Genomic DNA, 22,274 nt, shown 5'->3' with positions numbered 1-22,274 from the left:
GTCAGGCGGACTCGTCGCCCTCCGCTTCCGTCGCGCCGGCCGTCTGCTCCGGCCACAGCCATGGATGCGGCGACGCGCGCCGGTAACCTTCCGCGCCCATCAGCAGATCGAGCGTGAGGCTCGCGAGGTCGTCCGCGAATGGATCGAACTCGTAGTCCTTCGCCTGGATGCCGATCTTGCGGTAAGTATGGCATTCGTCGCACGACTCCGCCTTCAGCACGGCGTTTTTCGTTTCGGCTTCGCGCGTGGCCGCATCGGCGTCGGGCGAGCCGGCCACGTGGTACGCGATGCCTTTCGTCGAATCGCAGTTCGAGCATTTGCTACGGACCATATGCCATTCGGTCGCGCACAGCCCGCATTGCAGATAGCGATAGTTGTCGTACGCGCCGCCGATGCGCAGCGTGCTCGCCACCGGATGCGAGCCGCACACCGGGCACAGCCCCGGCGTGTCGAGATACGGCACGGCGCGCTTGTCGATGTCGGCGGCGAGGTCGGTCCATACGACTTGCAGCGCGGCCATGATGAACGGCGCGCTCGCCGGCTCGACGTCGGCGAAGCGCTGCGCGAAGATCGCGTCGGCCTGCGCTTCGAGCGTGGCGACGTCGAGCGAGCGCAGGCGCGCGAACACCGCGACGAGCGGCGGCGTCAACGGACCCGCGGCTTCGATCTTGTCGAGCAGTTGCAGCAGCACGTCGCGCCACGCCGGATCGCGCGCGCCGGACAGCGCCGGAATTAGCGGCATCGAATACTGCTGCGCGCTCGCGATCAGCTCGGGGCTCGGCGGCTGTGCCTTGAAGTGCGTGAGCACCGCCTGCTGCGCATCGGCCAGCGCCGCCATCAGCCGCAGATAGCCGGCAATCGGATTGCCGCGCGAGGCGAGCTGGCGCAGGCGCGCGGCGCGCGGCGCGAACACCGCGAGCCGCTCCGGCATGCGGATGCGGGGTATTGCCGAGGGATCGAGCGACTCGATGTCGGCGGCTTCGAGAATGCGTTGAGCCAAGTTATCGACCTCTGAAAACTGAAGAGCCGCCGCCCGTCATCGACGTGGCGCGGCGGCCCGGTGCGCGGGGTGCTGCGTGCGGCGCATTGAGACACGCGCTGAGGCAGCGCCGATTGAACATACTTTACTTGCCGATGATTTCTCTGAACCAGTTCGGATGGTGCTTGCGCGCCCAGCCATAAGTAACGGTGCCGCGCGTCATCGCACCTATGGAGCCCTTGACCCACAGCGCCGCATAGATATGCACGATGATGCCGACGATCAGCAAGAACGCCGTCACCGCGTGCACGACCGCGGAGAGCCGGATCAGGCCAATCGGGAAGTAGAGCGAAAAATAGCGCCGCCAGATCACGATGCCGCTCAGCAACAGCAGCAGCATACAGATCACCATCACGAAGAACAGCAGCTTCTGCCCGGCGTTGTACCTGCCGATTGCGGGCAGGCGCTCCTCGCGGTTGTTCAGCACGTCGCGGTACTGCTTCATCCACTGGATATCCGCCTGGTCCAGATAGTTGTGATGCCAGAAGCGCAACGCAAGGATCAGGAACGAGATGAACATCACGCAGCCGATGAACGGGTGCAGGATTCGCGTCCACTGTCCGCCGCCAAGCACGAAGTACAGAAACGCCATCGACGGATGGAACAACGCGAGACCGGACAGCGCAAGCAGGATGAAACAGATCGCGGTGATCCAATGGTTCGTGCGCTCGTTCGGCGTATAGCGCACGATCAGGCGGTTGCCCTTCACGTCCGTGAAGTCGGTGTGCTCAGAGTGGTTCATTGCTTACCCTCCCGCGAACGGCGTGCCTCTTCGGCTTCCTCGACGGCGGCGGCTTCGTCGGCCTCGGTCACCTCGTTCGGACCGACGCGCGTGTAGTGGAAGAAGCCCGCGAGCGCGGCGATCCCCATGATGGCGAGCCCGATCGGCTTGGCTATGCCCTTCCACAACGTCACCATCGGACTGATGCGCGGATCGTCCGGCAGGCCGTGATACAGCGACGGCCGGTCGGCGTGATGCAGCACGTACATCACATGCGTGCCGCCGACCTTTTCCGGGTTGTACAGGCCAGCGTTCTGGAAACCGCGCTCCTTCAGATCGACGATGCGGTCCTCGGCCTGCAGCTTCATGTCCTCCTTGGTGCCGAACATGATCGCGCCGGTCGGGCAGGTCTTCACGCAGGCCGGCTCCTGGCCGACCGCCACGCGGTCCGAACACAGCGTGCACTTGTACACGCGGCGATCCTTCTTTGACATGCGCGGTATGTTGAACGGACAGCCCGCGATGCAAAAGCCGCAGCCGATGCAGTTCTCCTCGTGAAAATCCACGATGCCGTTCGTGTACTGCACGATCGCGCCCGGCGACGGACAGGCCTTCAGACAGCCCGGGTCTTCGCAGTGCATGCAGCCGTCCTTGCGGATCAGCCATTCGAGATCGCCGGCGGAGTTCTCGTACTCCGCGAAACGCATCACGGTCCACGAATCCGGAGTCAAGTCGGGCGGATTGTCGTAGACGCCGACGTTCACGCCGATTTCGTCGCGCAAATCGTTCCACTCCATGCAGGCGGTTTGACACGCCTTGCAGCCGATGCACTTCGACACGTCGATGAGCTTCGCGACCTGCCCGGAGGCCGGCGCGCGGGCCACCGGCGGCTGCGTGGTCGTGGCCGAGACGCGTCTGATGTCCAGTGATTGCAGTGCCATCTCTTTACCTTATGCCTTTTCGACCTTGACGAGGAACGACTTGGTTTCCGGTGTCTGCGAGTTCCCGTCGCCCACCGGGGGCGTCAGCGCATTGACGAGATAGCCCGGCCTTGCGAGCCCCATGAAGCCCCAATGAATCGGCAGCCCAACGGTCTGCACCTTCTTGCCTTCGACAGTCAGCGGTTTGATGCGCTTGGTCACGACCGCGACGGCTATCAGATGCCCGCGGTTCGAGCTCACCTTGACCCGGTCGCCCGCCACCACGCCGATCTCCTTCGCGAGATCTTCGCCGATCTCGACGAACTGCTCGGGCTGGATGATCGCATTCAGCTTCGCGTGCTTCGTCCAGTAGTGGAAATGCTCGGTCAGCCGATAGCTGGTCGCCGTATGCGGGAAGTTCTCGTGCGTGCCGAACGTGGCTTTGTCGGCCGGGAACACGCGCGCCGCCGGGTTGCTGACGACCAGCTTGTTGTGCGGATGCAGCGGGTTGTAGCCGAGCGGCGTCTCGAACGGTTCATAGTGCTCGGCGAACGGCCCCTCGACCATCGCGTCGCGCGCGAAGAACCGCGCGACGCCTTCCGGATTCATGATGAACGGATTCATGCCGCCGTCAGGCGGCTCGTCGACCTTGAAGTCCGGAATGTCGGCGCCCGACCACGTGCTGCCGTTCCACGCGATCAGCTTACGCGTCGGATCGAACGGCTTGCCGTTGAGATCGCACGACGCGCGGTTGTACAGAACCCGCCGGTTCACCGGCCATGCCCACGCCCAGTTCAGCGTGTTGCCGATGCCGGTCGGGTCCGAGTTGTCGCGGCGGCCCATCTGGTTGCCCGCCTGGGTCCACGCACCGCAGAAGATCCAGCAGCCGCTCGAAGTCGAGCCGTCGTCGCGCAGCAGCGCGAAACTCGCGAGCTGCTCGCCTTTCTTCGCGAGCACCTTGGTCGGGTCCTTCGGATCGGTGACGTCCGCGAGCGCCTTGCCGTTGAACTCCATCGCGATTTCTTCGGGCGTCGGGCTGTCCGGCCTCGCATACGGCCAGCTCATGTTCAGGATCGGATCGGGATACGTGCCGCCGTCCTTGCGATAAGCGTCGCGAATCCGCAGCCACAGCCCAGCCATGATCTCGAGGTCGCTCTTCGCTTCGCCGGGGCCGTCCGCGCCCTGCCAGTGCCATTGCAGCACCCGGCTCGAACTGACGAGCGAGCCGCGTTCCTCGGCGAAGCAGGTGGTCGGCAGACGGAACACCTCGGTCTGGATCGATGCGCTGTCGACGTCGTTGAACGGGCCGTGGTTCTTCCAGAACTCCGACGTTTCGGTCGCGAGCGGATCCATGATCACGAGCCACTTCAGCTTGGCCAGAGCCGCGCCGTTCTTTGACTTGTACGGCGCGGCGGCAAGCGGGTTGAAGCCCTGCGCGATGTAGCCGGTCATCTTGCCCTGACTCATCAGCTCGAAGACCTGCAGCAGGTCGTAGGACTTGTCGAGCTTCGGCAGATAGTCGAAAGCGAAGTTGTTCTCGGCGGTCGCCTTGTCGCCCCACCACGACTTCATGAAGCTCACGTGGAACGCGCGATAGTTGCGCCAGTAGCTCAGCTGGTTCGGCCGCAGCGGCTGCGCGGCGCGTTTCGCGATGTAGGCGTCGAAGTCCTGCTCCGCCTCCATTGGCAGCGTCATGTAGCCCGGCAGCAGGTTCGACATCAGGCCGAGGTCCGTCAGGCCCTGGATGTTCGAGTGGCCGCGCAGCGCATTCATGCCGCCGCCCGCGATGCCGATGTTGCCGAGCAGCAGCTGGACCATCGCGCCGGTGCGGATGATCTGCGAGCCGATCGAGTGCTGCGTCCAGCCGAGCGCGTACATGATCGTGGTCGCGCGTCCCGGCACCGACGTCGCCGCGAGCATCTCGCATACGTGCAGGAACTTGTCCTTCGGCGTGCCGCAGATTTTTTCGACCTGCTCGGGCGTGTAGCGCGAGTAATGCTTCTTCATCAGCTGATAGACGCAGCGCGGGTCCTGCAGCGTGGGGTCGACCTTGGCGAAGCCGTCGTCGCCGCGCTCGTAGTCCCACGAGGTCTTGTCGTAGCTGCGCTTGTCGGCGTTGTAGCCGGAGAACATGCCGTCGTTGAACGCAAAATCCTCACGGACGATAAACGACACGTCCGTGTAGTTCTTCACGTACTCGTGCTGGATCTTGTCGTTCGTCAGCAGATAGTTGATCACCCCGCCGAGGAATGCGATGTCCGTCCCGGTGCGAATCGGCGCGTAGTAGTCCGCGACCGACGCCGTGCGATTAAAGCGCGGGTCGACCACGATCAGGCGCGCCTTGCGGTGCGCCTTCGCCTCGGTGACCCATTTGAAACCGCACGGGTGGGCCTCGGCCGCATTGCCGCCCATCACGAGAATCAAGTCCGCGTTTCTGATGTCGACCCAATGGTTCGTCATCGCTCCACGGCCAAACGTCGGGGCAAGACCTGCCACCGTCGGGCCATGTCAGACACGCGCCTGATTGTCGAATCCAAGCATGCCAAGACTGCGAGCAGTCTTGTGCGTCAGATAACCCACCTCGTTACTGCTGGCCGACGCCGCGAGCATCCCGGTTGTCAGCCAGCGGTTGACCTTCTTGCCGTCTGCGGTCGTCTCGACGAAATTCGCGTCGCGGTCTTCCTTCATCAGTTTGGCGATGCGGTCGAGCGCGTCTTCCCACGAGATGCGCTTCCACTCGTTCGCCCCGGCCGCGCGGTACTCGGGATAGCGCAGACGGCTCGGGCTATGGATGAAGTCGATCAGGCTCGCGCCCTTCGGGCACAGCGTGCCGCGATTGACCGGATGGTCGGGGTCGCCCTCGATGTGGAAGATGCTCGTCTTCACGTTCTTGGCCTGGTCGCCAAGCCCGTACATGAGGACGCCGCAGCCCACCGAGCAGTACGGGCAGGTGTTGCGGGTTTCGGTAGCACGCGACAATTTGTACTGACGGACTTCGGCCAGCGCGGGTGTCGGCGAGAAGCCCATCAGGGCTAGGCTCGATCCGGCGAGCGAGGTGGCAGAAACCTTCAGGAATTGTCGCCGAGTCATTTGCGTCATTGCATGGCCTCGGCTCTTTTGGGAACAAAATTGATTATAGATGCCGTTTCACGACATGTACCTCGATCGTAGTGCATTGGCCACCCGGGTAAATCGGACATGCGAAAATCGGTTGAGTGAACGGCGCACCCTGCCTGCACGATTTATTCCAGGTGCCGGGCACCGTTCATGCTCAATCCGCGAATGGTGAAATTCAATTGACCTTCTCGACGGATTATTCGCTCCTATGAACTACTCTACTTACTCCTGCCGCGCGGTAGCCGGCGCAGCCTCGCTTGCGCTTCTCGGCGCCGCACTGTTGGCCACCAACTCTCCCAGCCTTGCGCAGATTCCCCAGTCGGGCGGCTCTTCGCACATGGAAAGCCGTTCGTCCGGAATGGGTTCGAAGCCTGAACCGGCCGCATCGGCGGTTCACGAATCGCAAACGCCTCAGTCGAAAGACAGCGGACAAGGTAATGCGCGCGGCAAAACCGCCGGCCAGGGACAAAAAGCCCAAGGCGCCGGCGGATTCAACAATGGCTTGTATGGGACCGGCGCGGGCAGCAATAAATAAGGCATTGCAACCGCGCGGTAATTGGTTTGCTAATTGGCGACGGCGATCAATTCGCGCGGCGATGCGCAATTGCGTTAGCGCGTGAACAATTCGTTTCATCGCCTCACCTGCCGTTGGCATTTGCTTCGGGGTTAGTACTTTTTACGCGGGCGTTTATCGTTCGGATATACCGCTTTGGCATAAAGCCGGTTTGCGGCCCGCGCCGACGCTGCACAGTGTGAAAACTACCCTCATAATGCGGTCATTCGACGAACCCGAACTCCCGCTCTCATGACCCAAGTCCAAGCAAGCCAGTCGCCCCGCCTTACGAGCCTGTCGCACGGTGGCGGCTGCGGCTGCAAGATCGCGCCCGGCCTGCTCGCCGATCTGCTCAAGCGAAGCGCGCCGCTGCCGTTTTTTCCCGACCTGCTGGTCGGCAACGACACCGCCGACGACGCCGCCGTCTACAAGCTCAACGAAGACCAGGCGATCGTCGCGACCACGGATTTCTTCATGCCGATCGTCGACGATCCGTTCGACTTCGGCCGCATCGCCGCGACCAATGCGATTTCCGACGTCTACGCGATGGGCGGCAAGCCGATCATGGCGCTCGCGATCGTCGGCATGCCGATCAACGTGCTGCCGCACGACGTGATCGCGGCCGTGCTGAAAGGCGGCGAATCGGTCTGCGCGGACGCGGGCATCCCGCTCGCGGGCGGCCATTCGATCGATTCGGTCGAGCCGATATACGGCCTGGTTGCGCTGGGCATCGTCGATCCGAAGCGCGTCAAGCGCAACGCGGGCGGCCAGGCCGGCGACGTGCTGATCCTCGGCAAGCCGCTCGGCGTCGGCATTCTGTCCGCGGCACTGAAAAAAGACCGGCTCGATGACGCCGGCTACGCGGCCATGATCGGCGCGACCACCAAGCTGAACCGGCCGGGCGCCGAGCTGGCGCGGCTCGACGGCGTGCATGCGCTGACCGACATCACCGGCTTCGGCCTGCTCGGTCACACGCTGGAACTCGCGCGCGGCTCGAAGCTGACCGCGCGCGTGCGCTATGCGGACCTGCCGTGGCTGCCGAACGTCGCGAGCCTGGCGGAAGCCGGCATCTTCACCGGCGCATCGGGCCGCAATTGGGACGCCTACGGCCACGACGTGGTGCTGCCCGCCACGTTGCCGTCCGCCGGCCGCGCGTTGTTGACCGATCCGCAGACGTCGGGCGGGCTGCTGGTGTCGTGCGCGCCCGATGCGGTCGACGAGGTGCTCGCGCTGTTCCGCGCCGATGGCTTCGCCGACGCGCGGGTGATCGGCGAGCTGGTGAGCGGGGAAGCGCGAGTCGAGGTCATCTGAGGCAGGCGGCTGAGGGGACGCGTCACCGGAGAACGCCGGCAAGGACGCATAACCGGCCCGAACGAGCCGCGCATGCGATAATTTCGGTCTTCCCGCGGTCCGTTTTGTCCCTACTCCCTTGAAAAGTCTTCTAGTCAGCCTCGATAAAGCCGACGATTTCGATGAAATCGTCGACGTTCGCACGCCGCTCGAGTTCGAGGAAGACCATATTCCGGGCGCGACCAACGCGCCAGTGCTCAGCAACGAAGAACGCGTGCTGGTCGGCACGACCTACAAGCAGGTGTCGCCGTTCGAGGGCACGCGGCTCGGCGCGGCGCTCGTCGCGCGCAACATCGCGCATCATCTCGAAACCACGTTCGCCGACCGGCCGCGCAACTGGCGCCCGCTCATCTACTGCTGGCGCGGCGGCAAGCGCTCGGGCTCGGTCACGACGCTGTTCAACATGATCGGCTGGTCAGCGCGGCAACTCGAGGGCGGCTACAAGAGCTATCGGCGCGCCACGCTGGAGAGGCTCGAAACCCTGCCGCGCCGCTTCAGCTACATCGCGCTCGTCGGCCCGACCGGCAGCGGCAAGACACGGCTGCTGTCGGCGCTGCATCAGGCCGGCGCGCAAACGCTCGACCTCGAGGCGCTCGCCTCGCATCGCGGCTCGCTGCTCGGCGCGTACACGGGCGTGCAGCAGCCGTCGCAGAAGCGTTTCGACACGCTGCTCGTCACCGCTCTGCAAGATTTCGACGTGAACCGGCCGGTGTTCGTCGAGGCGGAAAGCCGGCGCATCGGCACCGTCACGCTGCCGCTCGCGCTGCTCGAAACGTTTCATCGAGGCGCGTGCGTCGAGGTGCGTTCGAGCCGGGAGGATCGCGCGGCATTTCTGCTGCAGGATTACGCGCATCTGTTCGAGCATCCCGACTACTTCAAGGGACAGCTGGAACGGCTGATCGGTCTGCACAGCCGCGAGCGGGTCACGGGCTGGCAGCGGCTCGTCGACGACAACCGGCGCGCCGAGCTCGCGCACGAACTGATCGAACTTCACTACGATCCCGCGTATGCGCGCAGCAGCGGCCAGCATTTCGATCAGCTGCCGAATGCGCTGCAACTCGATTTCCGCCCGAACGATGCCGACGTCGTCGAGCAGGCGAAAACGCTGCTCGCGCAGCTCGACACCCGTACGCTAGTCCTCGGTTGACTCACAACGACATTTAAGAACCATCATGCAATCAACCCTTCGGCAACCCCGCGTCACGCTTGGCTGGGTCGTATTCCTGCTGATCGCCGTCGTCGGCCTCTTCTATGTGAAGTGGTTTCCGTACTACAACCGCGCGTTCGTCGCCGCGAGCCAGCATTCGATCGGCAAGTCGATCTTGATGGGCACGTCCGCGAGCGCCCCGGCGGCCTCGTGGCAGGCCGCGATCGACTTCGCGCTCACGTACGGCAAGGCGATCTGGCAGGCGATGGTGCTCGGCCTGCTGCTCGGCTCCGCGGTGCAGGCGCTGATTCCGCCGCAGTGGGTCGCGCGCGCGCTCGGTCGTGCCGACTTCAACAGCGTCGTCAAAGGCGGCCTGATGTCGTTGCCGGGCATGATGTGCACCTGCTGCGCGGCGCCGGTCGTCGCCGGCCTGCGCGCACGCGAAGCGGCGCCGGGTGCGGCGATTGCTTTTTGGCTCGGTAATACCGCGCTGAATCCCGCGACACTGATCTTCATGGGCTTCGTGCTCGGCTGGCAGTGGATGGGCCTGCGTCTCGCGCTCGGCATCGTGATGGTGTTCGGCCTCGGCTACCTCGTGAACCGCATGGTCACGCCGCAGGAAGCGCAAGCGTCGCGAGAGGCCGTCGCGCAACTGGTCAGCGCCGACGATCCGGGCACCGCGTTCTCGCGCTGGATCTCGATTCTCGGGCGCATGACGCTGCGGCTCGTGCCGGAATACATCGTGCTCGTGCTGATTCTCGGCGCGGCGCGCGCGTGGCTGTTTCCGCATATAGGCCCGGACGTCGACAACAGCCTGCTGTGGATCATTGCGCTGTCGATCGCCGGCACGCTGTTCGTGATTCCGACCGCAGGTGAAGTGCCGATCATTCAGGCGATGCTGTCGTTCGGTATGGCCGCCGGCCCCGCCGGCGCGCTGCTGATGACGCTGCCGCTCGTCAGCGTGCCGTCGCTCGCGATGCTCGCGCGGTCGTTTCCGCGGCGCGTGCTGACGATGGTGGCCTGCGCGGTGGTGGTGTGCGGTGTCGTCAGTGGCTTGCTGGCCGTTACGCTAGGCTTCTGAGCCGGTTTTTGAGTTCGAGTCGTAGAAGAAGGAAGCATGAAACGTATCGCCGCTTTCGCCGTCACGTGTTGGTCCGCCGCCGGGCTGCTGTACGTTGGACAGCATTCGGTGGCGCTGATCGCGCTGAGCGGCGTCGTTGCTTTCGCGGGGTTCGATCTGCTGCGGCCTTGAAGGCATCGTTGTTTTTCTCGTCCGTGCAAGCTCGTTTGCCCGTTGCGTTCGCAGTAGCGTTCGCGTTCGCCCGCGCCTGACCGGAAAGGGCCTCGCGAATCGCTGCGAGCCATAACGCCACCGCGTGCGCGCCCGGGTCCACATGACCGATCGCTCGCTCGCCGACATAACTCGAACGCCCGCGGCGCGGATGCATCGAGGCGGTACGCGAGGTCGTTGCCAGCAGCTTGCCGACCATCGCATCGGCCGGCTCCAGCGCACCGCGCGCCACGCCGGGTTCGCCATGAATGCCGAGGCCCCATTCGATTTCGCGATCGCCCAGTTCGAAGCCCGGCTTGCCCGCGGCCGGCACCGTGCAGGGCGTCAGCGCGACGCCCATCGTGCCGAGAGACGCGGCCGCTTCTTTGGCGATCCGCGCGACCTCGGCCAACGGCAAACCGCGCGCCGCTGCCGCGCCCGCGATCTTGTGAACCAGCACCGTGCCCGCTAGTCCGCGACGGCCCGCGTGATCGCGCTCGCGCTCAACGCGACGTCGTCGGCGACGATCATCATCTCGACGGGAATGCCCTCGGCGCGCGCCATTTCGGCCGCGAGGCCAAAGTTGAAGCGGTCCCCCGTGTAGTTCTTGGCGATCAGCAACGCGCCCGCGGGACCGGCCACCGCACGGATTGCGTCGAGCACGGCGTCGGTGGATGGCGATGTAAAGACTTCGCCGGCCACCGCCGCGCTCAGCATGCCGTGGCCGACGTAGCCGCCGTGCGCGGGCTCGTGGCCCGAGCCGCCGCCGGAGATCAGCGCGACCTCGCCGCGCGTTGTCGAACGACGACGCGGCAGCGGCAGAGAGCGCGTGAATGTGCGCGAGCTGTGAGCCACGAGCGGACAACGAAAACGAAGGGAACGTGATGCCGAACGGCGAAACTGCGGGAACGACGGGATGGATTTGACAGGACCGTAGACGAAAGCGGAACCGCTTTCGTCTACGTCACAGATGCGTTGGTAGGCTCGATTGGATTCGAACCAACGACCCCCACCATGTCAAGGTGGTGCTCTAACCAACTGAGCTACGAGCCTTTAGAGGCGCGAATTATAGAGACTCATTGCGGACTTCACAAGCCCTTGCGGCGATTTATCGAAACGCATGTGTGTTGATCAGTTCGTCGCGGTCCATTCGGTGTCAGGGTCCAATGGATAAACCGGCCGTTTCACGTGCTCGAATCTGAACAGACCGTAGTCCGAACTCGTGACGCCGCGGCTATCGCATTCGACGAGCGCCGCCGCGATCGGCAAGAATACGGGCCGGCAATACATGCGTGATTTGAGCAGCAGAAAACGCGCGCGGCGCGGATCGATGCCGACGCTCTCGAACACGCCGAGATCCCATGGCTCATGCGTGTGTTCGGTCACGACGAGTTTCACCGTGCCAGTGTCGAGCACCGCCGCGCGACCCATGTACGCGCGTTGGCCCGTGTAGGTCGGACCGCTGATCACGTATTCGCCGTCCGTCAGCGCGCGCACGACGCCGGTCAGGGCGAGCGGCGAACGCGATGGCAAAGCATCGTTTGTCAGCTTGTTGCCGATCGCGAGCGTGACTGTACTTCCGACTCCTGAGGCCGCGAGGGCCGCGACCGCCTGCGGGTCGCACAACGGCCCGCTGACGATGCCTTCGAGGCCCTGCTTCAATGCTTCCTCGAGCAGATCCATCGTGTCGCACGTGCCGCCTGACATGCAGTTGTCGCCATGATCGAGCAGCAGCACCGGTTTGTCGGCGCCGCGCGCGAGCGACGCCGCCCGCGCGACCGATTCGGCAAGCGGCGCGCTGCGATAGACGAAATCGTCGCGCTCGTCCCAGATCTGCCGCGCGACTCGCTCGGCGACCGCCTCCGCATCCGCGCGCTCGCCATTGCCGACTACAACGACGCTAATGCATGGCGCGTCGATATCGGCGAGCGAGAAGCCCGCCAGCACCGACACCGCGAGCATGCCCTCGGCCTCGGCGGCGTGCGCGGCATCGAGCGCGCGTTTCATCGCGCCGTCGGCGCTCGCGCTGCGCAGCGTGTGCGTGAGCAGCGACGGTTGACGCCACGCGATGACCGGCTTTGCGTGGCCGTCGATCATGTCGAACAATAGGCGCGCCGCGTGCGCGCCAGTCTCGTACATGTCGACGTGCGGATAGGTCTTGAAACTGACGATGATGTCGGCGTTGTCGATCATCTTCTGCGTGACGTTGCCGTGCAGATCGAGTGCGACCGCGATCGGCGCTTGCGGCAATGAGGCACGGACACGCGCGAGCAGATCGCCTTCGCCGTCGACCGAGTTTTCGGCGACCATCGCGCCGTGCAGATCGAGCATTACCGCGTCGCAGCCCGTCGCGGCTGCCACGATCGCGTCGCTGATCGTATCGTAGGCGGCGGCGTCCACTGGCCCGCTCGGATTCGCCATGGCGGAGATCGGTGTCACGATTTCGGCGTGGACGCGCTCGGCCGCGTCGATGAACGCGGCCATCGCGGTTTGCATACCCTTGTTTTCGTCGAACGCGGCGCGGCCGTAGCTGGGACCGTTGCGGCCGAATGCGGCCAGCGGGGTTTCTACCGGCGAGAACGTGTTGGTCTCGTGGTTCATTCGTGCGATCAGGATCTTCATGCGCGTATGCTCCCTGTCCTCGACGTCGCGCTCAGCTGCAGCAGCATATTGAAGCCGGCTTCCAGCTGATCGGCGCGCGTCCTCGGTTTCGTTGTGGCTGACGCCGTCCTTTCATGGAACGAAGATCGTCTTGCCGGGTGTGACGCGCGCGAGATAGACCGCGTCGTGGCCCGCGCCGCTGATCACATCCATCGGGAACAGGCACGTCGAGACAGCCGACCGTGCCGCGGCGACGCGGCGCATGATCGAGCGCGCGAGGCAGTTCACCGCATGGAGCCCGCATCGATGCTTCCTTGGGTCGAACGCAGCTGGATGGCGCTTGCGGGCCGGACTTGCTCCCTTCCGGCTTGCTGGTCGGTGTTGTTCCAATTGTCATGATAGAGAGGTTTGGCCAAGGCTGACGACCGGACGTCCGCGAGGTCGGAATGTGGCGACGCTTTTCCGTGGGCGAAGGATGGGAGGGAAAACCGCTGGATTCGAGGGTAGCAAACGGCGCACCGCGGGCGATGTAGGTGTCAATCCGCTCGACTACAGACGCCGCGACATGCCGGCAATTTGCGCGCAAGTGGTTGCCAGCAAACGTTTTCGTCGAAGGAAGCGGGTAAAACGCAATGAAGGCTCAACCTTTTGCGAAGCGCGCCGTTATTGCATGTGCTCAGGCAAACCCCTTGGATCTCCATGGCACAACCGATTCCTTTCCGCAACACCAGCGCCGCCCGCGCGCGGCATGCCAAAGCCATGCTGTTGCCCATCGCGCGCCAGATCGCCGACGATCTCGCGTTACGAGTTCATCTGTCGCTCGACGCATTGCGTCGCGGCGTCGGCACGAAGAGCGATGCACAGACGCTCACGCAGATCATGCTGTTGACCAGCTACCTCGCCGATGCCGGCTTCGGCTCGATGAGCCATGAAGAACTCCACGCCGCGGATCGCGCCTCGGCGATGGTGTTCGACGCAGGTCGGGAACGCGACGAATGGAAGCTGGACGAAGCGCGATTCGAGCTCTTTGCATCGATCGCGACGAGGTACGATCGGCAGTTGCATCGCGCTCCGCTTTGGGCGATTACCGAGGCCAGTGAGAGACTCGACCGGTTTATTGCAGGGGGATCCGATCGAGCGCCGGCGCGAAAGCGGGCATAGCGGTTTTAGAGGAAGTGCCGACCGCCTGAGCCGGAAGGACACGGATTTTAAGCGAGCGTGTCGGAAGTCGCCGGGTTACGCGGATGCGCTTCGGATCGGAAAGTAGTTGAAGCGCGCGGAATTGGCCGCGTAAACGCAAAAACCCCACCGCTGGGGGTGGGGTTTCTGGCTTGTGGGGGAGCCTGACGATTACCTACTTTCACACGGGCAATCCGCACTATCATCGGCGTGGAGTCGTTTCACGGTCCTGTTCGGGATGGGAAGGGGTGGGACCGACTCGCTATGGTCATCAGGCATGACGGGTTGCTGCGTCGCTGTCAGGTTGAGGTCAACCTGGCGCCACAGCCAATCGGGAAGAAGCGTAAAGGATTCGTGTGTGGGTTGTGTTGTTTCTGGCGCAACACTGATCTCTCAACCGTGTGGGCTGGTGACTCCTGCGGGAGTTCCAGCGCATCCCTTTCGGGGATCGGACAGTCGCAAGCGCTAAAGCGCTAACTCATGTCGAAACACACCTGTTATAGGATCAAGCCTTACGGGCAATTAGTATCAGTTAGCTCAGTACATTACTGTACGTGCACACCTGACCTATCAACGTCCTGGTCTTGAACGACCCTTCAAGGGGCTCGAAGCCCCGGGGATATCTCATCTTAAGGCGAGTTTCCCGCTTAGATGCTTTCAGCGGTTATCTCTTCCGAACATAGCTACCCGGCGATGCCACTGGCGTGACAACCGGTACACCAGAGGTTCGTCCACTCCGGTCCTCTCGTACTAGGAGCAGCCCCCTTCAAATATCCAGCGCCCACGGCAGATAGGGACCAAACTGTCTCACGACGTTTTAAACCCAGCTCACGTACCTCTTTAAATGGCGAACAGCCATACCCTTGGGACCGGCTACAGCCCCAGGATGAGATGAGCCGACATCGAGGTGCCAAACACCGCCGTCGATATGAACTCTTGGGCGGTATCAGCCTGTTATCCCCAGAGTACCTTTTATCCGTTGAGCGATGGCCCTTCCATACAGAACCACCGGATCACTATGACCTGCTTTCGCACCTGTTCGACTTGTCAGTCTCACAGTCAAGCACGCTTATGCCATTGCACTATCAGCACGATTTCCGACCGTACCTAGCGTACCTTCGTACTCCTCCGTTACACTTTGGGAGGAGACCGCCCCAGTCAAACTGCCTACCATGCACTGTCCCCGATCCGGATCACGGACCAAGGTTAGAACCTCAAACAGATCAGGGTGGTATTTCAAGGACGGCTCCACGCAGACTGGCGTCCACGCTTCATAGCCTCCCACCTATCCTACACAGACCGGTTCAAAGTCCAATGCAAAGCTACAGTAAAGGTTCATGGGGTCTTTCCGTCTAGCCGCGGGGAGATTGCATCATCACAAACACTTCAACTTCGCTGAGTCTCGGGAGGAGACAGTGTGGCCATCGTTACGCCATTCGTGCAGGTCGGAACTTACCCGACAAGGAATTTCGCTACCTTAGGACCGTTATAGTTACGGCCGCCGTTTACCGGGACTTCAATCAGGAGCTTGCACCCCATCATTTAATCTTCCGGCACCGGGCAGGCGTCACACCCTATACGTCCACTTTCGTGTTTGCAGAGTGCTGTGTTTTTATTAAACAGTCGCAGCCACCAGTTTATTGCAACCCCTTCACCCTTCTGGCGCAGGCCAGTCAAGCTACCGGGGCGTACCTTATCCCGAAGTTACGGTACCAATTTGCCGAGTTCCTTCTCCCGAGTTCTCTCAAGCGCCTTAGAATACTCATCTCGCCCACCTGTGTCGGTTTGCGGTACGGTCACTGTGAAACTGAAGCTTAGAGGCTTTTCCTGGAACCCCTTCCAGTTGCTTCGCTTCCGAAGAAGCTCGCGCCACACCCTTGAGTCCTGTGCCCGGATTTGCCAGGGCACCCTCTCCAATGCAGCGACCGGGACTTCCAACACCCGGACAACCTTCCGCGATCCGTCCCCCCATCGCATTTCACAATGGTGCAGAAATATTAATCTGCTTCCCATCAGCTACGCATTTCTGCCTCGCCTTAGGGGCCGACTCACCCTACGCCGATGAACGTTGCGTAGGAAACCTTGGGCTTACGGCGAGGGGGCCTTTCACCCCCTTTATCGCTACTCATGTCAGCATTCGCACTTCCGATACCTCCAGCACACTTTCCAGTGCACCTTCGCAGGCTTACGGAACGCTCTCCTACCATGCACATAAATGTGCATCCGCAGCTTCGGTATATGGCTTAGCCCCGTTACATCTTCCGCGCAGGACGACTCGATCAGTGAGCTATTACGCTTTCTTTAAAGGGTGGCTGCTTCTAAGCCAACCTCCTGACTGTTTTAGCCTTCCCACTTCGTTTCCCACTTAGCCATATTTGGGGACCTTAGCTGGCGGTCTGGGTTGTTTCCCTCTTGACACCGGACGTTAGCACCCGATGTCTGTCTCCCGTGATTGCACTCTTCGGTATTCGGAGTTTGCTATGGCGAAGTAATCCGCAATGGACCCCACAACCATGACAGTGCTCTACCCCCGAAGGTGATACACGAGGCACTACCTAAATAGTTTTCGGAGAGAACCAGCTATTTCCAGGTTTGTTTAGCCTTTCACCCCTATCCACAGCTCATCCCCTAACTTTTCAACGTTAGTGGGTTCGGTCCTCCAGCACGTGTTACCGTGCCTTCAACCTGGCCATGGATAGATCACCTGGTTTCGGGTCTACACCCAGCGACTGGACGCCCTGTTCGGACTCGCTTTCGCTACGCCTGCCCTAATCGGTTAAGCTCGCCACTGAATGTAAGTCGCTGACCCATTATACAAAAGGTACGCCGTCACCCCTTGCGAGGCTCCGACTGTTTGTATGCATGCGGTTTCAGGATCTGTTTCACTCCCCTCCCGGGGTTCTTTTCGCCTTTCCCTCACGGTACTGGTTCACTATCGGTCGATCACGAGTATTTAGCCTTGGAGGATGGTCCCCCCATCTTCAGACAGGATTTCACGTGTCCCGCCCTACTTGTCGTACACCCAGTTCTTTCACAATGTTTTCGCCTACGGGGCTATCACCCGCTATGGCCGCACTTTCCAGAGCGTTCGGCTAACACTGCAAATAAAGAGTACAGGCTGATCCCATTTCGCTCGCCACTACTTTGGGAATCTCGGTTGATTTCTTTTCCTGCGGTTACTTAGATGTTTCAGTTCACCGCGTTCGCTTCACGCAGCCTATGGATTCAGCTACGGATACTCCATTAGGAGTGGGTTTCCCCATTCGGACATCTCCGGATCAAAGCTTGTTTGCCAGCTCCCCGGAGCTTTTCGCAGGCTACCGCGTCCTTCATCGCCTGTGATCGCCAAGGCATTCACCACATGCACTTGTTCGCTTGACCCTATAACGGGTGTGTCTCAGTTCAGACGCACGCGCTACAGGTTGAGTATTCGTGTTGCGCCGTATTCCAAAGCGATCTCTCGATCACTTATAAAATACATCGATACAATCACAACCCTGATTCACCTACTCACGCACCCATCTCCAGGTCCGCTTTCGTGAATCTCTTTACTACTTCTTCCTGATTGTTAAAGAACGACAGCCGATCATGAGTTGCCTCACATCGCGCTGACTGGCTCAATCGCCAATGCGCAACGCTCTGCATGTGTGCAGAACCCTGCGCATTGAGGATTGGTGGAGGATGACGGGATCGAACCGACGACCCCCTGCTTGCAAAGCAGGTGCTCTCCCAGCTGAGCTAATCCCCCAGTCATACAGCACACACTCCAGAGGGGCTCACCCGACCAGCTCACCAGACAAGACAGTGGTGGGTCTGGATGGATTCGAACCATCGACCCCCGCCTTATCAAGACGGTGCTCTAACCGACTGAGCTACAGACCCCTGAGTCTGTCTGCGTTGCTTCTCTAAACCACAGCCGATAAGCGTGAGCACTTGAATGCACTGAATGCATAGCTCTGGAAAGGAGGTGATCCAGCCGCACCTTCCGATACGGCTACCTTGTTACGACTTCACCCCAGTCATGAATCCTACCGTGGTGACCGTCCTCCTTGCGGTTAGACTAGCCACTTCTGGTAAAACCCACTCCCATGGTGTGACGGGCGGTGTGTACAAGACCCGGGAACGTATTCACCGCGGCATGCTGATCCGCGATTACTAGCGATTCCAGCTTCACGCACTCGAGTTGCAGAGTGCGATCCGGACTACGATCGGTTTTCTGGGATTGGCTCCACCTCGCGGCTTGGCAACCCTCTGTTCCGACCATTGTATGACGTGTGAAGCCCTACCCATAAGGGCCATGAGGACTTGACGTCATCCCCACCTTCCTCCGGTTTGTCACCGGCAGTCTCCCTGGAGTGCTCTTGCGTAGCAACTAGGGACAAGGGTTGCGCTCGTTGCGGGACTTAACCCAACATCTCACGACACGAGCTGACGACAGCCATGCAGCACCTGTGTGATGGCTCCCTTTCGGGCACTCCCGCCTCTCAGCAGGATTCCATCCATGTCAAGGGTAGGTAAGGTTTTTCGCGTTGCATCGAATTAATCCACATCATCCACCGCTTGTGCGGGTCCCCGTCAATTCCTTTGAGTTTTAATCTTGCGACCGTACTCCCCAGGCGGTCAACTTCACGCGTTAGCTACGTTACCAAGCCAATGAAGGCCCGACAACCAGTTGACATCGTTTAGGGCGTGGACTACCAGGGTATCTAATCCTGTTTGCTCCCCACGCTTTCGTGCATGAGCGTCAGTATTGGCCCAGGGGGCTGCCTTCGCCATCGGTGTTCCTCCACATCTCTACGCATTTCACTGCTACACGTGGAATTCCACCCCCCTCTGCCATACTCCAGCGCTGCAGTCACCAATGCAGTTCCCAGGTTAAGCCCGGGGATTTCACATCGGTCTTACAGCACCGCCTGCGCACGCTTTACGCCCAGTAATTCCGATTAACGCTCGCACCCTACGTATTACCGCGGCTGCTGGCACGTAGTTAGCCGGTGCTTATTCTTCCGGTACCGTCATCCCTCATGGATATTAGCCACGAGGTTTTCTTTCCGGACAAAAGTGCTTTACAACCCGAAGGCCTTCTTCACACACGCGGCATTGCTGGATCAGGCTTGCGCCCATTGTCCAAAATTCCCCACTGCTGCCTCCCGTAGGAGTCTGGGCCGTGTCTCAGTCCCAGTGTGGCTGGTCGTCCTCTCAGACCAGCTACAGATCGTCGGCTTGGTAGGCCTTTACCCCACCAACTACCTAATCTGCCATCGGCCGCCCCTTGAGCGCGAGGTCCCGAAAGATCCCCCGCTTTCCTCCACAGAGCGTATGCGGTATTAATCCGGCTTTCGCCGGGCTATCCCCCACTCCAGGACACGTTCCGATGTATTACTCACCCGTTCGCCACTCGCCACCAGACCGAAGTCCGTGCTGCCGTTCGACTTGCATGTGTAAGGCATGCCGCCAGCGTTCAATCTGAGCCAGGATCAAACTCTTCAGTTCAAACCTGTTACTGTTTTCGGTTTCGTCAGAAACCGGTCGCTCACTCAACGTACTGACGATGATCAATCCGTCTTTCGACAGATAAACCTTCCTCTAATACTGTGTGAGGCTTTCTGATACTTTTTGCCTTGCAGCAGATCCACAAGAATCCGCCGCCGCATTCCGCATCAAGCGCCCACACTTATCGGCTGTTAGTTTTTAAAGATCGATCCGCCCAACCCGCCGCGCCTGAACCACCACTACCCGGCACCGCTTCGTTTGCGTCGCTGCGTCTGCAGCAGAGAAACGAGATTATGGAGAGCGGTCGACAACACGTCAAGCCCCTTCTGCGAATTTCTTTTGGGGACAGCACACGAGGATGCGGCCCCCATAGATAAGAAAACGACAAGCCCCCTTGTGCAAGGATCAACGCGCCCCTATCTACGTCGTGTCCCGCGCATGCACACGGACTCCGCACCCGCGCAGTCTCACGCATGCATGCGACAACAACGACGATGATTTGATGTGCACCCATGAGCGCGAACCCCCAAGCTCGTATATAATGCGAGCCGCGCAAAATTTCGCATGTCCATCGGCCCGCTTCGAGCGGGCTCATCTTTTTTGCTCCCCAGAGCACAGCCCAACAACCGCGTTGAGTCACATCAGGTGATGCTGAGCCCTGCTCGAAACGCCTGACGGTAGCGTCTTGCGTCTCATAGCGAAGCCTCTAGAGGAAATTACGTGAACCCTTTTGATCGCGAAGATTCGCAACACGAAACCGCCGCCTTCACTGCCAAAGTTCCGTCCGGCCGTGCGGCCAAAGGCAAGGGCGCCAGCAAAGCGATCCCTGTGGCAGCCGAGCTGCCGCCGCAACAAGCCGAAGAACGCCAGCGCCTGATGCGCGCACTGATTCAGCTGGGTAAAGAGCAAGGCTATCTGACCCACGCGCAGATCAACGACCACCTGCCCGACAACTTCACCGCAACCGCCGCGATCGACAGCATCGTCAGCGCGTTCAGCGACATGGGCGTGCAAGTGTACGAGCAGGCGCCGGACGCAGAAACGCTGCTACTCAACTCGAACTCCCCCGCGGTGGTGTCGGACGACCAGGCGGACGAGGAAACCGAAGTCGCGCTGTCGACCGTCGACTCCGAATTCGGCCGCACCACCGACCCCGTGCGTATGTACATGCGCGAAATGGGCGCGACAGAGCTACTCACCCGCGCAGGCGAAATCGCGATCGCGAAGCGCATCGAAGACGGCCTGCACGAAATGGTCCAGGCGATCGCCGCATGCCCGCTCGCGATCTCCGCAATCCTCGCGAGCGCGCAGCAGGTTGCCGACGGCGAGCTGCGCATCGACGAACTCGTCGACGGTCTGAATGAAGAGACCGGCGCCGCGGAAGAAGTCGAGAGCGCCGATGCGGATGCCGACGAAGACAGCGTTGCCGACGAAGACAGCGACGACGAAGAAGAAGACGACGACGGCCCGGCCGATTCGTCGGCGGCGGACGAAGCTCGCCTGAAGCAGCTCACGAGCGACTGCCTCGAAATCTTCGCCCAGGTTGGCATACTGTTCGACCAGATGAACGCGTCGCACACGCGCGGCGACGTCACCTCGAAGGCCTATCTGCGCGCGCGCGAAGACATTCAGCAGCACCTCGCGAAGATCCGCTTCACCGCACGCACGATCGACCGTCTGTGCGGCGACGTGCAGCACCAGGTCGCGCAAGTGCGCGCGATCGAGCGCAACATTTTGCAGATCGTCGTCTCGAAGGCCGGCATGCCGCGCGAGAAGTTCATCGAGACGTTCGCGGGTAACGAGGCCGACCTCGGCTGGACCGAGCGTGCCGCGCGCACCGGCGCTTCGACGTACGGCGCGGCGCTCGAGCGTCATCTGCCGGCCATCCAGTCCGAACAGCAGAAGCTGATCGACATCGAAGCGACAGTGTCGCTGCCGCTCAAGCATCTGAAAGAGATCAACCGCAAGATGGTCGCGGCCGAGTCGAAGATGCGCAAGGCCAAGAGCGAGATGATCGAGGCGAACCTGCGTCTCGTGATCTCGATCGCGAAGAAGTACGTGAACCGCGGCATGCTGTTCCTCGATCTGATCCAGGAAGGCAACATCGGTCTGATGAAGGCCGTGGACAAGTTCGAATACCGTCGTGGCTGGAAGTTTTCGACGTATGCGACGTGGTGGGTCCGTCAGGCCGTCACGCGTTCGCTCGCCGATCAGGCCCGCACGATCCGCGTGCCGGTGCACATGATCGAAACGATCAACAAGCTGAACCGCATTTCGCGCGAGATCCTGCAGCAGACCGGCCAGGAAGCGCATCCGGCGGTGCTCGCGGAACGCATGGAGTTGTCGGAAGAGAAGGTGCGCGGGATTCTGAAGATCGCGAAGCAACCGGTATCGCTCGAAACGCCGGTCGGCGACGACGGCGATGCGACGCTCGGCGACATGATCGAAGACGCAGCCGTGTCGTCGCCGGCGGATGCCGCGATGCAGGCCGACCTGCGTGCTGCAATCGACGACGCGCTCGACTCGCTGTCGCCGCGCGAAGCGAAGGTGCTGCGCATGCGCTACGGCATCAACACGAAGTCGGATCACACGCTCGAAGAAGTGGGCAAGCAGTTCGACGTGACGCGCGAGCGGATCCGTCAGATCGAGAGCAAGGCGATGCGCAAGCTCATGCATCCGAGCCGCGCGGACCGTCTGAAGTCGTTCCTCGACCGATAAGCGTTTGCCACGCTTGCCGTGCGCGCCGCACGGCAAGCCACGCACATCGTCACACACAAGCAGCGGGATGAACCGGTTGACGGTGAGTCCCGCTGTTTGTTTTTGTGCTGTACCTTCCCGGTAGCCTTACGCGCGCGAGTTCTCCGCTTCACGTCTCCCCTGTTGT

The 22,274-nt window shown here is 61.5% G+C and carries 11 protein-coding genes, 3 tRNA genes, 3 rRNA genes and 2 pseudogenes; 6 read left to right on the top strand and 13 right to left on the bottom strand.

Going from position 1 to position 22,274, the window contains the following annotated elements:
- Position 1 precedes the first annotated feature (1 nt).
- The 4 genes from fdhE to fdnG all read right to left on the bottom strand — a co-directional run bounded on the left by fdhE (position 2) and on the right by fdnG (position 5,779).
- A complete protein-coding gene (gene fdhE / locus QFZ94_RS10145; RefSeq protein WP_368587307.1) occupies positions 2-1,000 on the bottom strand; it encodes a formate dehydrogenase accessory protein FdhE in 999 nt (332 codons plus the stop codon).
- Between the two features lie 124 nt (positions 1,001-1,124).
- A complete protein-coding gene (locus QFZ94_RS10140) occupies positions 1,125-1,781 on the bottom strand; it encodes a formate dehydrogenase subunit gamma (RefSeq protein WP_368587308.1) in 657 nt (218 codons plus the stop codon).
- Complete coding sequence (gene fdxH, locus QFZ94_RS10135) at positions 1,778-2,701, bottom strand: formate dehydrogenase subunit beta (protein ID WP_410852743.1); 924 nt, start codon at positions 2,699-2,701, stop codon at positions 1,778-1,780. Before fdxH ends, QFZ94_RS10140 begins: the two co-directional genes overlap by 4 nt.
- A gap of 9 nt (positions 2,702-2,710) precedes the next feature.
- Positions 2,711-5,779 carry a formate dehydrogenase-N subunit alpha gene (fdnG, locus tag QFZ94_RS10130; protein WP_429456592.1) on the bottom strand — a complete coding sequence of 1,023 codons (3,069 nt, stop codon included), beginning with the start codon at positions 5,777-5,779 and terminating at the stop codon, positions 2,711-2,713.
- A gap of 226 nt (positions 5,780-6,005) precedes the next feature.
- Here fdnG and QFZ94_RS10125 point away from each other — a divergent pair, with 226 nt between their 5' ends.
- From QFZ94_RS10125 to QFZ94_RS10110, 4 genes are all read left to right on the top strand, one after another.
- Positions 6,006-6,332 carry a beta-xylosidase gene (locus QFZ94_RS10125; protein ID WP_429456590.1) on the top strand — a complete coding sequence of 109 codons (327 nt, stop codon included), beginning with the start codon at positions 6,006-6,008 and terminating at the stop codon, positions 6,330-6,332.
- 270 nt (positions 6,333-6,602) lie between these two features.
- Entirely contained in the window at positions 6,603-7,661 is a 1,059-nt protein-coding gene (selD, locus tag QFZ94_RS10120) for a selenide, water dikinase SelD (protein ID WP_429456588.1), read from the top strand.
- A gap of 118 nt (positions 7,662-7,779) precedes the next feature.
- Entirely contained in the window at positions 7,780-8,847 is a 1,068-nt protein-coding gene (gene mnmH / locus QFZ94_RS10115) for a tRNA 2-selenouridine(34) synthase MnmH (RefSeq protein ID WP_429456586.1), read from the top strand.
- Between the two features lie 25 nt (positions 8,848-8,872).
- A complete protein-coding gene (locus QFZ94_RS10110) occupies positions 8,873-9,928 on the top strand; it encodes a permease (protein WP_429456584.1) in 1,056 nt (351 codons plus the stop codon).
- Between the two features lie 325 nt (positions 9,929-10,253).
- On the opposite strand, the pseudogene QFZ94_RS10105 reads toward QFZ94_RS10110, so the two are convergent.
- The 4 genes and pseudogenes from QFZ94_RS10105 to QFZ94_RS10090 form a co-directional block, all read right to left on the bottom strand.
- A pseudogene (locus QFZ94_RS10105) lies at positions 10,254-10,972 on the bottom strand (dihydroxyacetone kinase subunit DhaK); the annotation flags it as partial.
- Positions 10,973-11,093: 121 nt separating this feature from the next.
- Positions 11,094-11,170, bottom strand: a tRNA-Val gene (locus QFZ94_RS10100).
- A 78-nt stretch (positions 11,171-11,248) separates the two neighbouring features.
- Positions 11,249-12,739, bottom strand: coding sequence for a M81 family metallopeptidase (locus tag QFZ94_RS10095; RefSeq protein ID WP_429456582.1), 1,491 nt, complete (start codon positions 12,737-12,739; stop codon positions 11,249-11,251).
- A pseudogene (locus QFZ94_RS10090) lies at positions 12,736-12,940 on the bottom strand (Zn-dependent hydrolase); the annotation flags it as partial. The gene QFZ94_RS10095 and the pseudogene QFZ94_RS10090, both read right to left, overlap by 4 nt.
- Before the next feature lie 477 nt (positions 12,941-13,417).
- Between QFZ94_RS10090 and QFZ94_RS10085 the strand changes: the two are divergent.
- Positions 13,418-13,879 (top strand): hypothetical protein, encoded by a 462-nt coding sequence (locus QFZ94_RS10085; protein ID WP_429456580.1) that lies wholly within the window; start codon positions 13,418-13,420, stop codon positions 13,877-13,879.
- Between the two features lie 180 nt (positions 13,880-14,059).
- Here the strand turns inward: QFZ94_RS10085 and rrf are convergent.
- The 5 genes from rrf to QFZ94_RS10060 form a co-directional block, all read right to left on the bottom strand.
- Positions 14,060-14,173, bottom strand: a 5S ribosomal RNA gene (rrf, locus tag QFZ94_RS10080).
- Between the two features lie 225 nt (positions 14,174-14,398).
- Positions 14,399-17,278, bottom strand: a 23S ribosomal RNA gene (locus QFZ94_RS10075).
- Between the two features lie 291 nt (positions 17,279-17,569).
- Positions 17,570-17,645: transfer RNA gene (locus QFZ94_RS10070), tRNA-Ala, on the bottom strand.
- Between the two features lie 57 nt (positions 17,646-17,702).
- Positions 17,703-17,779, bottom strand: a tRNA-Ile gene (locus QFZ94_RS10065).
- A 78-nt stretch (positions 17,780-17,857) separates the two neighbouring features.
- Positions 17,858-19,390: ribosomal RNA gene (locus QFZ94_RS10060) — 16S ribosomal RNA — on the bottom strand.
- The 16S, 23S and 5S rRNA genes sit together here with 2 tRNA genes alongside, the layout of an rRNA operon.
- A 720-nt stretch (positions 19,391-20,110) precedes the next feature.
- Between QFZ94_RS10060 and rpoD the strand changes: the two genes are divergently transcribed.
- Entirely contained in the window at positions 20,111-22,108 is a 1,998-nt protein-coding gene (rpoD, locus tag QFZ94_RS10055) for an RNA polymerase sigma factor RpoD (RefSeq protein ID WP_368587436.1), read from the top strand.
- Positions 22,109-22,274 lie beyond the last annotated feature (166 nt).

It is taken from the genome of Paraburkholderia sp. JPY465 (assembly GCF_050436725.1).
GTDB lineage: Bacteria > Pseudomonadota > Gammaproteobacteria > Burkholderiales > Burkholderiaceae > Paraburkholderia > Paraburkholderia youngii.
This window is presented reverse-complemented; position numbering and strand designations above follow the sequence as displayed.